Source organism: Vibrio coralliilyticus ATCC BAA-450 (genome assembly GCF_000176135.1).
Lineage (GTDB): Bacteria > Pseudomonadota > Gammaproteobacteria > Enterobacterales > Vibrionaceae > Vibrio > Vibrio coralliilyticus.
The window spans coordinates 693,453-708,769 of record NZ_ACZN01000015.1 but is presented as its reverse complement, the minus strand read 5'-3'; the positions used below and the strand labels follow the sequence as shown (position 1 = coordinate 708,769).

Annotated in this window: 12 protein-coding genes; 7 read left to right on the top strand and 5 right to left on the bottom strand. The window is 46.0% G+C overall.

What is annotated here, in order from left to right; genetic code table 11:
- Positions 1-89: 89 nt before the first annotated feature.
- Together VIC_RS10550 and VIC_RS10545 are read right to left on the bottom strand one after the other, a co-directional pair.
- Positions 90-1,628: an alanine/glycine:cation symporter family protein gene (locus VIC_RS10550; RefSeq protein ID WP_006959678.1), complete on the bottom strand. Its 1,539-nt coding sequence runs from the start codon at positions 1,626-1,628 to the stop codon at positions 90-92.
- 282 nt (positions 1,629-1,910) lie between these two features.
- Positions 1,911-3,164 carry a D-amino acid dehydrogenase gene (locus VIC_RS10545; protein WP_006959677.1) on the bottom strand — a complete coding sequence of 418 codons (1,254 nt, stop codon included), beginning with the start codon at positions 3,162-3,164 and terminating at the stop codon, positions 1,911-1,913.
- Between the two features lie 103 nt (positions 3,165-3,267).
- Between VIC_RS10545 and VIC_RS10540 the strand changes: the two genes are divergently transcribed.
- On the top strand, positions 3,268-4,164 hold the full coding sequence (locus tag VIC_RS10540; protein WP_006959675.1) for a LysR substrate-binding domain-containing protein: 897 nt from the start codon (positions 3,268-3,270) through the stop codon (positions 4,162-4,164).
- A 93-nt stretch (positions 4,165-4,257) separates the two neighbouring features.
- Positions 4,258-5,235: an ion channel gene (locus VIC_RS10535; protein ID WP_006959673.1), complete on the top strand. Its 978-nt coding sequence runs from the start codon at positions 4,258-4,260 to the stop codon at positions 5,233-5,235.
- Here VIC_RS10535 and VIC_RS10530 read toward each other — a convergent pair.
- Positions 5,232-5,783: a hypothetical protein gene (locus tag VIC_RS10530; protein WP_039951736.1), complete on the bottom strand. Its 552-nt coding sequence runs from the start codon at positions 5,781-5,783 to the stop codon at positions 5,232-5,234. The two genes, VIC_RS10535 and VIC_RS10530, sit on opposite strands and share 4 nt — an antisense overlap.
- Before the next feature lie 116 nt (positions 5,784-5,899).
- On the opposite strand from VIC_RS10530, the gene VIC_RS10525 reads away from it, so the two are divergent.
- Positions 5,900-7,168, top strand: coding sequence for an O-acetylhomoserine aminocarboxypropyltransferase/cysteine synthase family protein (locus VIC_RS10525; protein WP_006959669.1), 1,269 nt, complete (start codon positions 5,900-5,902; stop codon positions 7,166-7,168).
- A gap of 460 nt (positions 7,169-7,628) precedes the next feature.
- A complete protein-coding gene (locus VIC_RS10520; protein ID WP_006959667.1) occupies positions 7,629-8,600 on the top strand; it encodes a chemotaxis protein in 972 nt (323 codons plus the stop codon).
- Here the strand turns inward: VIC_RS10520 and VIC_RS10515 are convergent.
- The gene (locus VIC_RS10515) at positions 8,597-9,361 is read right to left on the bottom strand and encodes a 1-acylglycerol-3-phosphate O-acyltransferase (RefSeq protein WP_006959665.1); all 765 of its coding nucleotides are present in this window, start codon (positions 9,359-9,361) and stop codon (positions 8,597-8,599) included. The two genes, VIC_RS10520 and VIC_RS10515, sit on opposite strands and share 4 nt — an antisense overlap.
- Positions 9,362-10,045: 684 nt before the next feature.
- Here VIC_RS10515 and VIC_RS10510 point away from each other — a divergent pair.
- Complete coding sequence (locus VIC_RS10510; RefSeq protein ID WP_006959663.1) at positions 10,046-12,412, top strand: S8 family serine peptidase; 2,367 nt, start codon at positions 10,046-10,048, stop codon at positions 12,410-12,412.
- Between the two features lie 9 nt (positions 12,413-12,421).
- The gene (locus VIC_RS10505; protein ID WP_006959662.1) at positions 12,422-12,769 is read left to right on the top strand and encodes an ATPase AAA; all 348 of its coding nucleotides are present in this window, start codon (positions 12,422-12,424) and stop codon (positions 12,767-12,769) included.
- Positions 12,770-12,796: 27 nt separating this feature from the next.
- Here VIC_RS10505 and VIC_RS10500 read toward each other — a convergent pair whose 3' ends face one another.
- On the bottom strand, positions 12,797-13,429 hold the full coding sequence (locus VIC_RS10500; protein ID WP_006959660.1) for a lysozyme family protein: 633 nt from the start codon (positions 13,427-13,429) through the stop codon (positions 12,797-12,799).
- Between the two features lie 353 nt (positions 13,430-13,782).
- On the opposite strand from VIC_RS10500, the gene VIC_RS10495 reads away from it, so the two are divergent.
- The gene (locus VIC_RS10495; RefSeq protein ID WP_006959658.1) at positions 13,783-15,255 is read left to right on the top strand and encodes a BCCT family transporter; all 1,473 of its coding nucleotides are present in this window, start codon (positions 13,783-13,785) and stop codon (positions 15,253-15,255) included.
- Positions 15,256-15,317 lie beyond the last annotated feature (62 nt).

Below are 15,317 nucleotides of genomic sequence, written 5' to 3'. Positions count from 1 at the left end.
TAGAAATATATTTGGGAACATAAGATGAAAGGGGTTAGCCATAGGCTAACCCCTTTTTTTACCACTGCTTTTTATCTTAGATATCCAAATTAGGTTGAAGGTTGCTCAACAGGTTTGGACTCTTCTTCTGCTGTAGGCTCTTTGCCTGTCTTACGACGGTATTTATCTTCCCAGTAATCTGCACCTTTGATGCCTAGTTTTACAGGGTTGAACGTGTACTCTTTCACGCCTTGTTTCTGCTGCTCTTCATAATCATTTAGAGCTTTAAGTGCAGGCTTCGCCATGAAGAAGATAATCAGAATACCGACGATGTTTAGCCATGCCATCAGGCCAACACCCACGTCACCCATTGCCCACGCAAGGTTTGCAGTCTTAACTGTACCGTAGAACACAACGGCAATAAGTGCCAATTTCAGTACGAACATCAAGCCGTTAACTTTGATGTGGCGACGGATATAGGCCACATTTGTTTCCGCAATGTAGTAGTACGCAAGGATGGTTGTGAAAGCAAAGAAGAACAATGCAATCGCAATGAACGGCTTACCAATACCCGGTAATGCACTTTCAATTGCCATCTGAGTGAAGACAGGGCCATTCGCCGCAATGTCCGCTGCTACGTTCTGAACTAGGAAGCCTTCTGCACCGTGTACGTTGTAAGCACCCGTGATGATAATCATAAATGCTGTCGCCGAACATACTAGTAGTGTATCGATGTAGATAGAGAACGACTGTACCAGACCTTGCTGAGCTGGGTGGTCAACGCTTGCTGCTGCAGCCGCGTGAGGACCTGTACCTTGACCCGCTTCGTTTGAGTAAACACCACGTTTAACACCCCAACCGATAGCCGCACCAACACCTGCCATAGGTGTGAACGCATCACCAATGATCATTGAGAATACGCGTGGTACTTCGCCGATGTTTAGAAGGATGATGATGAAGGCCGTTACGATGTAAGCCAGTGCCATGAAAGGAACCACGATCTGAGTGAAGTTCGCGATACGCTTAACACCACCGAAGATGATGAAGGCTAGGATGACAGAGATAATAGTACCTGTCAGGATTTTCGCAAAGCTGAATGTGCCGATCGCTGTCTCGATCATTGCACCTGAGCCAAACGCTGCCTCAACAGCATTACCAATACTGTTTGACTGAACACCCGGTAGTAGGAAACCACAAGCGAAAATGGTCGCGATAGCGAAGATCCACGCGTACCACGTCTGACCCATTGCTTTCTCAATGTAGTAAGCAGGACCACCACGAAATTCGCCGTTGTCTTCTTCTTTATAAATCTGCGCTAGTGTTGATTCTGCGTATGCTGTTGCTGCACCAAAGAATGCAACAACCCACATCCAGAAGACTGCACCAGGACCACCGAAACCGATAGCCGCTGCAACACCTGCAATGTTACCTGTACCTACACGTCCAGAAAGTGAGACGGCGAGTGCCTGGAAAGAAGAAATGCCCTTGGACGAGCTTTTACCTGAAAGAAGCAGACGCCACATTTCACCGAAGTGACGAACTTGCACGAATCGCGTCATGATTGAGTAGAACAAACCAGCGCCAAGACACAAATAAATCAGTGCCGGACTCCAGATGATTCCATTCAGAAAATCAACTAATGACTGCATAAGTATTTTCCCTGTTTAGTTTTATAGTGGTGGTTTTCTGAACAGGATATTAACCTTTTTGTAACTCCGATGTTAACCAATTTATACTTTAAAGTTTGTTTGCGTGAGCTCAGGCACAAAATGCTAAATAAATGTTAACGAGTGGTGTTATTGTAGTGTGGAATTTCAATTTGCTTGAGAATTGAATTGATATGACTAAATCCACAGCGCACTTAGGAATATGCGCCGTGTTTGGTAGCTCGTTTTTTGTACTGTTAGTGTTGGTTCTTGCAGATATTTATACTATTTACCGTACCGATATGTACTTAGCTCTTTATATTGAAGGTTATTCGACCTTGTGATGACCTCAGTTAGAATGTCGGCTGACCCACAGGCCATCGTCCAACCTAAGGTGCCATGACCCGTATTCGTGAACAGATTCTCGATCTTTGTCTCCCCAATAATGGGTGTCCCATCTGGTGTCATTGGGCGAAAGCCTGTCCAGTATTCTGCTTGAGTTAAGTCCGTGCCCTGAGGAAATAGGTTAGCAACGACATGATTTAAGGTCGCCAGTCGTTTGTCTGGTAGAGCTGGGTCAAATCCGGCTAACTCGGCTGTACCCGCGACGCGTATCCGGTTTTCAAATCGTGTGACCGCTACTTTGTACGTTTCATCCATAATGGTTGATTGCGGAGCAAAGTCTCGATTGATCACAGGTAAAGTCAACGAGTAACCTTTTACTGGGTAGAGTGGGATGTCTATCCCGACTTGTTCAAGAAGGCTTTTTGAGTAACTGCCCATTGCCACGACAAATTTGTCAGCTTCGATTTCCCCCTGTGATGTCACAACAGAGGTGACCTGATTACCTTGAATGTTCAAACGCTGAATCTCAGTGTTAAACAGAAACTCGACGCCAGCGTGTTCTGCCATTGCCTGAAGTTGCTGGCAAAACAGATAGCAATCTCCTGTTTCGTCATCTGGCAGATAAAGCCCGCCAGTCAAAGTACCTTGAATATTGGCTAGCCCCGGCTCCTGAAGCAGACACTCCTTGGCATCTAGCAATTGATAGCGAGTACCACTCTCTTCCAGTAAAGCAATGTCCTTCTCTACGGCTTCCAATTGTTTATGGTTGCGGAAAATTTGCAGTGTCCCTTGAGTGCGCCCTTGATAGTTGAGGTCGTGTTGCTGGTTTAACTGCGCTAAACACTCTCGGCTACGATTGGCAATCGCCAACATACGGGCTTTGTTAATCCGGTACCTGTCCAGCTGGCAATTTTTCAGCATTTGGCTGGCCCAATGGAGGAGTTCGGGGTTGAGGCTAGGTTTGATTTTTAGCGGAGCGTGTTCTTCTAATAGCCATTTCATTGCCTTGAGTGGCACACCAGGTGCAGCCCAAGGGGATGAATAGCCATAAGAGATCTGCCCGGCGTTAGCAAAACTGGTTTCTTCCGCGGCGCGGGGCTGACGATCAACGACAGTGACCTGGCAACCAGCTTGAGATAAATACCAAGCGCTGGTTAATCCCACCACACCACTGCCTAAGATAACGACTTTCACACTCGACTCCACAAATTAACGATTTTGCTAAGCGTGGTGGATTTACATCTGATTAACAATCGATAAGAATTAACAGTACTGTTTAGAAAAACTAAAAGCTTTTATGAAATCTGTTCTGCTTAATGGCATCAATCTGGTGTGCATCGTCGCTAAACACAGCAGTCTGACCAGCGCTGCCCGTGAGCTCAATCTCACTACGGGAGCGGTCAGTCAGCAACTGCAGGCGGTGGAAGAGCGCTTAGGCTTTAGTGTGTTTGAGCGTCACGCAAGAGGTATCCGCCTGACCGAAAAAGGGGATAAGCTGGTTCAGTCAGTGACGCCACATTTGGCGGCAATTGAGGACAATGTCTACAAATTGACGCATGTTACCGACAGTAAACAGATACGGCTTAAGCTCACTCCTTCTCTGGCCTTCAAATGGTTGGTGCCGCGTTTAGACGATTTTCAGAAGCGTCATCCAGAGATCCAGATCCACACTTTTGCCGAAGGAGCGTTGGTGGACAGTGAGAGTCGAGACTTTGACATAGCCATTGATTATGGGCCTTTGCCTTACAAGTTGGCTCAAGCAGAACTATTGATGGAAGAATCTCTTTTACCTGTGATGAGCCCGGGGTATTTTCATCACTTTTCACACCTCTGTGCGTCGGGCACGGCCGAAGACTGGCAGCAAGTGACTTTGCTTCATGATGCCATGCCTTGGAGCGATTCCGCGAAAGATCAGGAGTGGAAATACTGGGCCGCACAGCACAGTCTTGACTTCGACACTCATCAGGGCCACTTCTTTAATCGCACCGACATGGCAATGTCTGCGGCGGAAGCTGGGTTGGGAATTGCGTTAGCTCGAATGGCTCTTTTGGGAGATGAGCTCAATCAAGAAAGGCTAGTCGCACCGTTTCCTGCTATTCGTGCCAATGCGGGCTATTTCATTATTACCCACCTTGATAATCCTCATACCCGATTGTTTAAAAGTTGGCTGAAACAACAAAGTCTTATTGATTAAGTTGTAAATTGCGTTTGCGAGTGCATATGCACCCACTACACTTAAAAGAGTCAGTGAGCGTCAGTTTGCTGACGTGCTTACGGGGCAGCGCATATGAAATCTACACAAGGCCAATGCAGCTATCAAAATCCTGATGGCTGGTGCTGCGATCAACCGTGTGGAGAGTCAGGACTATGTTACTGGCATGATCCCAAAGTCGATAAAAGCAAAGATGATATAAAAGACAAGGTTGAACAATGGGCCGCAGCGGGTAAACCTTTAGACGGATTTCAGTTGGCAAAAACGAACTTGGTTGATATCAATTTGGTCAATCGAGGTTGTAAAGAAGGCTATTCATGTCGCAACGTGGATTTTTACCGCGCGGATCTGACCGATGCACACTTTTTCGGTCTGGATTTGCGTGGCTCCTCCTTAATGAAATCAAAGATGTTGGGAGCAAATCTTCATTGTGCAAAGTTAGATAACTGCAACTTATTGGGAGCCGATCTCGGCCGGGCGAAGCTGGAAAATGTTGAGTGGGGGAGATTCCTCAAGCAAGAGCAGCAAGCCAGGCAGGCACGTAAAAAGCGAAAGTACAAAGAAGCTGCCTCTCTTTATCAAGAAGCGGAAGAAGTATGTCGCAATATACGTAAACAGTGCGAAAAGCAGGGGCTGTTTGAGATGGCTGGCGATTTCTTTAAGCGGGAGATGCGTTTTCGTCGCTATCAGATGCCTAAGTTCAGCATAAAACGGATCGTTTCTAAGGTCGTTGATCTGTTTTGTGGTTATGGCGAGGATCCAATGCGAGTTGTGGGTTTTTCCATTTTTCTGATATTAGTTTGTGCGATGGCGTATTTCTTTTTGGATACCACAGGTGCACACCCAATATACGAAGACCTTAGCGGATGGCAGTTCTACCTGTTTGAATTCCTTAACTCGCTTTACTTTAGTGTCGTTACGTTTACCACTCTGGGTTACGGGGATATCTCCCCCGTGGGGTTCGCGAGGTTTATCGCTGCCTTTGAAGCGTTTCTCGGCAGCTTTACCATGGCGTTGTTTGTGGTGGTGTTCGTGAAGAAAATGACGCGTTAGAGACTGCGATAATGTTGTGCCAACCAGTTTTCAGCATCGATCTCATCCGCTTTAAACTGGTTGGAAAAGTGCTCGATCAGCGCAGATAAATACTCGCCAGAGTCACACATGGTATCAAACAATAAATCTTGGGAAGCTGCCAATGCTCCAGCTTGAGGCTTTGCTTTTGCTGCCAGTAGCACAGGAACCATATACAGCTCTTTATTGAGAGGCGTGAGATCTTTCAACTGTCGGGTTGTCTGATAAACTCGGGCTATAGACCCTGCCTTATAGTCACTGCTCTCAAGCTCAAGTTGAATAACAAATACGATCCCACGATAAAGCACCACAGCGTCAATCTCTTCTCTCTCTAGACCCATTGGTAAGCGTAATATCACTTGTCCGGCTAAATGTGGCAGCGCAGTTAGTTTCTTTCGCAGCAGGGTAATTTTGTCTTGCCACACTTGTTTCGTATATGGCGTAAACAACGAGAGGTCCGTTATGTTGGCTGTATCCAGTTGACGACAAAAGGTATAAAGAGGCGTATTTAGCAGAATCTTCTCAGTCATGGTTTTCAAGGGTTTAGTGTGAATGCATTCACAGTATGATTAGGTTTTGAACACAATGTGGGTATTTATTGATAAGACATTAATTCCACATTTATTCGCTTGCCCAAGGAAGGTATATGAAAGACGAAACCTTATCAATTCACTTTGGTTATGAAACTGACCCAACCACTAAATCGGTTGCTACGCCTATCTATCAGACGGTTGCCTACGAGTTTGACAATGCTCAGCATGGTGCTGATTTGTTTAACCTTGAAGTGCCGGGGAACATCTACACTCGGATTATGAACCCGACCAATGATGTGCTGGAAAAACGTATGGCAGCGCTGGAAGGGGGGATTGCAGGCCTGGTTGTTAGTGCGGGGAGTGCGGCAATCAACTACGCGATTCTGACACTGGCTCAGGCAGGAGATAACATTATTTCGACACCTCAGCTTTATGGTGGTACCTACACGCTGTTCGCCCATATGTTGCCAAACCAAGGTATTGAGGTGAAATTTGCGAAAGACGATAAACCAGAAAGTCTTGCTGAACTGATCGATGACAACACTAAGGCGATTTACTGTGAAAGTATCGGTAACCCGGCAGGTAATATTATTGATTTAGAGCGGGTTGCGGAGCTGGCACATGCCAAAGGTGTTCCTGTGATTGTCGATAATACGGTTGCGACTCCTGCCCTGTGTAAGCCGATTGAATTTGGTGCTGATATCGTCGTTCACTCCTTAACGAAATACGTCGGCGGGCATGGAACGACATTGGGTGGGATCATCATCGATTCCGGTAAATTCCCTTGGGCGCACCATAAAGCCCGTTTCCCTGTTTTTAATCAGCCAGAACCGTCTTACCACGGCGTGGTGTACACCGAAGCGTTTGGTGAGGCGGCCTTTATTGGTAGGGCTAGGACAGTACCACTACGTAACACTGGGGCTGCGTTATCACCAATGAATGCATTTATGCTGATCCAAGGGTTGGAAACACTGTCGCTACGTATGGAGCGCCATACAGAAAATGCGCTCAAGGTTGCAGAGTTCCTCAACCAGCACGATAAAGTCAGTTGGGTGAGCTATGCGGGCTTGCCAACTTCAGATCATTACCCGCTGGCTGAGAAGTACATGAAAGGTAAACCTTCGGCGATTCTGTCTTTTGGTCTTAAAGATGGCTACGACGCTGGGGTACGTTTCTATGATGCACTGAAAATCTTTAAGCGACTGGTCAACATCGGTGATGCCAAATCCCTGGCTTGCCATCCCGCTTCCACTACCCACCGCCAGTTAAGTGAAGCAGAGCAACAGCAAGCTGGTGTTTCGCCGGAAATGATTCGACTTTCTGTGGGCATTGAGCATATCGACGATATTCTTGCCGACTTGGAACAAGCGTTGAGTGCATAACGGCTAAAGCACTGGGAAATCCCAGTGCTTTCAATCAAACCTTATTTTCCTTTCACTCTTTGATATTGGTTTCGTGATATTTAGTTCAACTATTTCGCAACATTGCCGTTATAGTAAAGTAGACATTGAGTTCACCTTTCTATACAGATACTTACCAGTGTCTTTGATTCTACAACTGCAGCTTTAAGAGAGCATTTCTTTCTGGTTTAAGGAAAGTTCACCACTCGGGGCTTATACTAGGAGAGGTAACCAATGCTTCATCATAGTGTGAGCGACACAAGAGCTTGCAATGAGATTGATGAATTCTTCTGGCATTTATATTGATAAATGAGATAGTTTTACTTGCGCCTCAAGCATTAACTAAAAATACAAATCCCGAGGCGGCAGATTAAAGGTAGTTACGCAGGCGAGAAACACTCTGCGTAAGTGTGAATGATACCGGGAATGAGTAAAATCAACTATGAGCGTTTCAAGCAGTACAATTCTTACAGAAAGCGGCACCAATGAACTTGAGATTATTGAGTTTCATTTAGTTAAACAGATGCCCGATGGCTCTAAAAAGACCTGTTATTACGGCATTAACGTTGCCAAAGTGCGTGAAGTCATACAGGTACCGGAAACGACCGATTACCCGAATGCTCAGCCACATATGGTTGGTGTATTCTCTTCCCGAGATATTCTTACTCCTCTGGTCGACCTTGCTGGCTGGTTAGGTGTTCCAACGAGCAAAGATTTAGAGAAGAAGTTTGTCATTGTGACGGATTTCAACCGCATGACTAACGGCTTTCTGATTGACAGCATTAGCCGCATTCATCGTATTTCCTGGAATGATGTTGAGTCACCAAGCCAATTCCTTGAAGCTGGTGAACAGGATTGTGTGGTCGCTGTTGTGCGTAAAGATGGCAACCTGATTATGATTCTTGATTTCGAGAAGATTATCGCAGACATCAACCCAGAACTGAGTATGGAAAAATACGATGTTAAGGTGGATAAAAGTGTCGATCTTAATCAGAAAATGGTGGCGAAGCGTAATGCGAAGACTGTTATGGTGGTCGATGACTCTGCCTTCATTCGCAGCTTGATTCAGGACACATTAAGCTCGGCGGGTTATAACATCATTGCATGTAAAGATGGTGGTGAGGCGCATGAGAAGTTAATGGAAATTGCGGAAGTCGCTAAGAAAGAAGAGATACCTGTTACTGAGTTGGTTGACGCTGTGGTGACGGACGTTGAAATGCCTCGTATGGATGGAATGCACTTAGTCAAACGCTTACGTGACTCTGAAGCTTACAAAGAGCTACCGATTGTGATGTTCTCGTCACTGATGAGCGATGACAACCGGGCCAAAGCTCTGGCATTAGGTGCAAATGATACTATCACCAAACCAGAGATTGGCCGTATGGTCGCAATGATGGACCAATATATTTTCTAAAGACTGTGTTGCTCTCCTGAGTGCGATTTACTGTTTTGTCTTTCGAGCTGGGCAACTTCGTTGTCCAGCTCTTTTATTTTCGATGCCATTAATGTGTGACAATGCTCCGCCAGCTTTCGTGCGTCTTCGATTTTATACCCAGAGACATCAATGGGTTCGAGCATTTCGGAAATCACCACACCATTGTCACGACGATTTAAGTCAATCTTGTTATGGGTAGTGCTGACACACATGGGAGTAATCGGAACCCCAGCTTCAATCGCCATACGGAATGCGCCAGTTTTAAACGGTAACAACCCTCGACCTTTGCTGCGTGTTCCCTCGGGGTAAACCCAAACGGACAGATCTCGTTGATGAATGGCTTCTGCTACTTGTTTGATAGTATCGCGTGCCTGTGACTTGTTTTCTCTGTTAATCAGTATATTGCCAGTAATCCAGTAAAGTTGACCGAAGAAAGGAATCCAGAGTAGATCTTTTTTCCCCAAGGAGACGGTTCTAGGGCGCAGCATCCCCGGCGCTGTGACAAAGTCGTACACACTTTGATGATTAGAGATATAAACGCTATTGGCTGGCGTTGGGGCTCTATCTAATCCACGTTGTATCAATTTGAGGCCGATGAGCTTGTGTAGCTGATTAAACCAACGACAGAAAAAGTAGACATGCTTTGGATTTCTTGGGCTGAACAAGCAATAAATCAAAGCAAACAGAGTAGTGAAGACAACAAAAATCGCAGCCAAAATCAGGCGAATAATACCAAGCAAAACACTTTTCCTCTTTAATACGAGTACGTCATGAGACCGATGGAAACCATTCGGTTTGAGCTAGAGTTTTCAATCTATTTAACTAAATTGCAACAGAAATTGAGTTCAGTTGGGGGAAACTTCATCGAGATTTCAATATTAATATGCAATTAACTTTATATTGAGGTGGGTATGGTAGCACGTCTCTGATCCAATATAAGAGGATATCAGCAAAGAGCCGCTATCAAGCTGACGAGAGTGGGGGACGGTTGTGCCCATTGTTTTACAATCATTGTGTTTGCAAAGCCGGAAAAGATCGACTTCTTGCTGTAATAGTAATATCCCTTTATTCATTTTAATGACTAAATTGTCATTTTGTCATGTCCTGTAAAGTCAGAGCTTCCATAAGCTCTAATTGTTAATAATGTCACCTTATATATCATTGGAATAAAAACTCAAATAAAATAGCTATAAATGCATATTTTGTTATTAACTAATTGCTTTTTAAGGTTTTTTATTAATCATTTAATGTTAACTAGTCCTGTTGTTTAGTTGATTTCTTGCCTGTTTGTGAATGTTTTATTTTATAAATTATTGGATGTTTTATAAGCATACTTTATAGCTAATGCTCTCTTGAGTAGTTATGAAGAATGACTGTTCATGAGGATAAAGTGAATAATAATAGCTCAAAAAGGATCAGAGCAAATGCACAACATGATAAATAAAACCAAAGGGATATTCGTCCTATCATCAATGACAGTGGCTATAGCTGGTGCAACGTCTGCTTTCGCAGCGTCACCAATGGGCTTTAATGAAGCGGATCTCCCGACTAAATATATAGTCAAGTTCAAAGAAGATGCACCTGCACCATTCTCAATGGCTAGTTCAGCAGTCGCTCCATCGAAAGCGCGCGAAGCGGTGTTAGATGAAGTGAAAGCTCGCAAAGTAGAGAAATTGGGTAACCAAGCACTTTACAGTGTGGAAGTGGATGACAGCGAGCTGTCGGCACTGCGTGAGAATAGCCAGGTTGAATATGTTGAGGTCGATCCTCCACGCTACCTACTGAGCGAAACCACGCCTTGGGGCTTCAGTGCCGTTAACGCTCAATTGTTAAGTGACTCCAATGCGGGCAACCGTACTGTGTGTATTATTGATTCAGGTTACGACATCAGTCATAACGACCTGAGCGGTAACCGTGTCCAAGGTACCAACGACAGTGGTACAGGCTCATGGAGTTCTCCGGGTAATAATAACGCTCACGGTACTCACGTTGCAGGTACCATCGCTGCGATTGCTAACAACGAAGGCGTTAAAGGCGTGATGCCAAACCAGAACGTCAATCTGCATATCGTGAAGGTGTTTAATGAAGCGGGTTGGGGCTACTCTTCAAGCTTAGTGAAGGCGATCCAGACCTGTGCGGATAATGGCGCCGATGTAGTCAACATGAGCCTCGGTGGTAGCCAATCGAGCCGAACAGAACGCAACGCACTTCAGTCGATATACGATGATGGCGTACTGCTGATTGCTGCGGCAGGTAACTCAGGTAACACAGCGCACAGCTACCCAGCTTCTTATGATTCTGTGATGTCAGTGGCGGCAGTGGACAACAAAAACCAGCATGCGGCCTTCTCTCAAGCAACCGATCAGGTAGAGATTGCAGCGCCAGGTGTGGCGGTACTGTCAACCGTAACTGTCGGTGAAGGTGTGCTTTCAGATATTACGATTAACGGAGTGAGCAACTTCGACCGTGGCGTCGTTCCACATAACCGTAAGATCCTAAAAGTCCCAGCTGACTTTGATAACCCATACAAGTCAGCTCCAATTGCAGGCACTTTTACCGCGCCTCTTGCGGCTTGTGATATCTCGTCAGGCAGCTACAACTGTGGCGACATGTCAGACAAGATCTGTCTGACTGAGCGTATTGATAATCAGGCGACGGGCGTTCGTCCAGAAATCAATCCGGTGAAGGCATGTTACAACGCAGGTGCTAAAGCTGCGATCGTATACAGTAACCAAGAATTGTCAGGTTTACAGAACCCATTCGTACTGGATGACAACGACGACTATCGTATGGTATCTGTCACAGTTGACCGCGAATTCGGTCTAGAGCTGGCGAATCAGCTTGGTCAAACGGTCACAGTTAAAACCACTATGGGCGAAGACTACGAGTACTACAATGGTACATCTATGGCGACGCCACACGTAGCAGGTGTTGCCGGTCTAGTATGGAGCTATCACCCAACGTGTACAGCGCAACAAGTACGTAAAGCACTGACAGCATCGGCAACGGACATCGATTCTGAAGGTCGTGACAACCGTACAGGTTATGGTTTGGTGAATGCGGATGCCGCGAAGACTTACTTGGATTCTGGCTGTAATGGCCCACTCGATCTAAGTAAAGTACTTGAGAATGGTGTTGCGAAAACTTCACTATCTGCAGGAAGCAAATCAAGCACAATTTACACGTTCGACGTTCCTTCTGATGCGACTCAAGCGACCTTTAACCTGAGTGGAGGTACGGGTGATGCGGATATGTACGTGCGTTTTAATGGTACGCCTAGTACCAGTACCTATGACTGCCGTTCATGGGAACAAGGTAACGGTGAAAGCTGTTCACTGAACGTAAGCTCTGCGGGTACTTATGAAGTATTGGTGTACGGCTACTCGGCGTACAGCGGTGCCTCTCTGGTTGCAACGCATAACGGTGCAGATTCTGGGAACCAAACGCCATCAAGCTTTACTAACTCAGATACCATCGCGATTCCAGATAACAACAGCGCAGGTGCGACTAGTTCATTGGATGTATCACGCTCTGGTGATGCGGGTACGGTATCTGTTGAACTGGACATTAGTCACACATACATCGGTGACTTACGTGTTACGTTAACGTCACCGACAGGTGGTCAAGTGACACTGCATGACAATACTGGCAGTTCGGCAAACAACATCAAGGAGACTTACCAAGCTGACTTTAGTGGCTTTGAGTCTAAAGGAACTTGGAAGTTGAATGCGGTAGACAGCGCTAACCAAGATACGGGTAGCATCAATAGCTGGACACTATCATTTCAATAAGGAGTGAGTATGAAGAAGCAAATACTAACGTCATTGCCATGTGTTGGCGCTCTCAGCCTACTGGCCGCGACTTTCTCCGCCAATGCAATGGCAGGAAATCCGGCGTTTCCCCCAGTGGATAAGAGACCTGCTCAGGCAGCGGCAGAGCAACCGCGGTTCTTTGTGAAGTATCACGAAGGCAAAGAGCAGCAAGCTAGAGAGCTTCTTCATTCTAATGACATTGAAGTCGTCGACGCACTGGATAATCAGCATGTGCTGGTGGTGTCGGCCACTCAGGATCAAATCGATAAGCTGAGCAATGAGGAGCTGATTGATTATGTTGAGCCTGAGCCTATTCGACGTCTTTACTCACAATAACCAGAGCGCCCCTAATGGGGCGCTTTTTTATGCCCTTTCCAGTAGTGATCTCACATACTGATTACGGTTGTCTGAAATGCCTCGACGGCGACACTCCTGCGCCGCTTTACGGAAGTTGCCTGCGTGAATATGCTGATTAAATTTCACAAACGTATTTTTAAGTTTGGGCATGCCTAAGTTAAAGATCATATCAAACAGCGCCAGCTTAACGTTGTCTGGTAAACGCTCAAAGTTTGTCTTGCCATAAATAGCCCACAGTTCGTTCTCAAAGCTCTCGATGTGCTGCTCCATCATGGTAAACATAGCTTGGTCACTCAGAATCAAGCCTGTGTGTTTTTTGTAAAACCCCGCACCGTATTTTTGCCCGTAGGGAAGCTTCCGTATCCGTGTGAACTCTTTAATGATCTCTGATTTTGTAGCTCGTTTTCCCGAAGATAGATGGAGAAACTCCAATTCTGCGGCCTGATGAGTATTGGCAATCAAGTGCCCAATACCGGTTGTCACGTGGCCTCGGGTGTCGAGGTACATGTGAGGCACCTTACCTTCATATTGTTCAAGGTTGTGGCAGAGGGTGTGTTTCAATTGGCAGCTACCAGCCGGGCGGGATGATCCTAACCGTTGTTGTGGATTTTTTTGTCCCGGTACGCATCCTAGCAGCATGGCTTTGACTTTATCTTTGGCCTGTTGCTTCCAGCGTTTCTTGAGCGATTTGAAATATGATTTTCCCGGTATCAAGGTGATGACTTCTACTAATGACAATGATTAGCGATTATAAACAGCGATATGAGAGACGGCGTCGAGAAAAGTGTTAACGAGTGTGTTGAATATCATGAAGATAACAGATCGTCTAATCGGCATTTATCTCAGTTAGATTGCGGGGGGATAAACAAATTTTTCTGTCTGTGATTGGTTGCGCATTCCTGATGAGGAGAAGCGATTGTTAATAGACAGTAAACAGGCGTGGCGGCACAGTAGTTCTATACCTATCTTCGCCTCTAAAGGCTTCTCAAATTATGAATTCAAATCACCTTCAATCTCGCGTGATTATGGGGTTTGCTATTGCTACGGCTGCTATCGTAACCCTGTTCCCTCAGTTTAGTGTGTACAAAATTGCAGAGCTGACCAACTTGGTTATTGCTCAACTTGATGATGAAGTGATCTTACTCTCTACGTTAGCATTTGTTACCTGCGCGGTATTGTGTCTGTCGCCTTTAGGAAAGGTGAAACTGGGCAACCAACAACCAGAGTTTAGCTTCATCTCTTGGCTCGTTATGCTCTTTACGACAGGCATGGGCTCAGGGCTGATTTTCTGGGGTGTCGCCGAGCCTATTTTCCACTTTGCCAACATGCCGCCTGTAGGGCTGGTCAATGATGTGCAAGATACGGCGCTTGCCCTGACGTATTTTCATTGGGGGGTACATGCATGGAGCCTCTATGCGCTGGCAGGGTTATTGATGGGATGGTTAGCTTACGTTAAACAGCGGCCAATGCGTGTGAGTGCCTCGTTTTCTCGTCGCCGAACGGGTTGGCTAGGTATTGTTGACCTGATCGCTGTGCTGGCGATTTTGTTTGGTATCGCTGGCGTGCTGGCCAACACCATGGCGCTTGTCGAGCAGGGTGTGAGAAGTTTGACGGGCACGACGGCTGACCTGACTAACCTGCGTATTGGGCTAACCATAGTCATTGGCGTGCTGTTTACTTTTTCTAGTGTGCTTGGGCTTGAACGTGGGATTAAGCGGCTGAGTAGCTTCAATATTTGGCTGATGGTCGCGTTGCTAGGTTTCGTACTTGCGAATGTTGATATGGCGGGTGTGATTGGTCGTCTTGCCAGTTCGCTGAAAGCGTACATCGCGATACTGCCACAGGTTTCGTTGTCAGCCATTGAAGGTGGGGAGAAGTGGAGTCAAGGATGGACGGTGATCTACTTAATTTGGTGGATTTCCTGGGCACCATTCGTAGGGCCTTTTATTGCGCGTATCAGCCGTGGTCGAACCGTTCGACAGTTTTTGTTTTGTACAATCATGGTGCCTACTTTGGCGTCGATTGTGTGGTTCTCAAGTTTTGCCGGAGCGGTGTTTGAAAGCAGTTACCTCAATGAGGTGGTTTCAGCGGTGCAGCAGGATTATACGAAAGGTCTATTTAGTTTCTTTGAACACTTACCATTAAGTGGTGTTCTTTCTATTACGGCGTTAGTGCTGTTGCTGACGTTTGTTATTTCCAGCTCGGATTCAGCTATTTATGCCGCAGGCATGCTGACGGGAGATGAGCGTATCAGCAGTAAAGTTAGTTGGTCTGTCATTGTTGTTGTGATGGGCCTAGCGCTGGTCACCATTAACGATGTCGACTTGAATAAACAGGTGGCGATTGCTGGAGCAATCCCATTTACCTTAGTCATGGTGTGTCAAGCCATTGCCGTGTTGATTGAAAAGTGGTTACCGGACAAGTTTGCTACACGAAGTGGTTCAGGCTCCCAGCCACAAATATGAGCCGATTGCCGTAAAGTGAAATGGAGCAATCACGGGTTTAGCCATTGTTCCATTTCAATCAT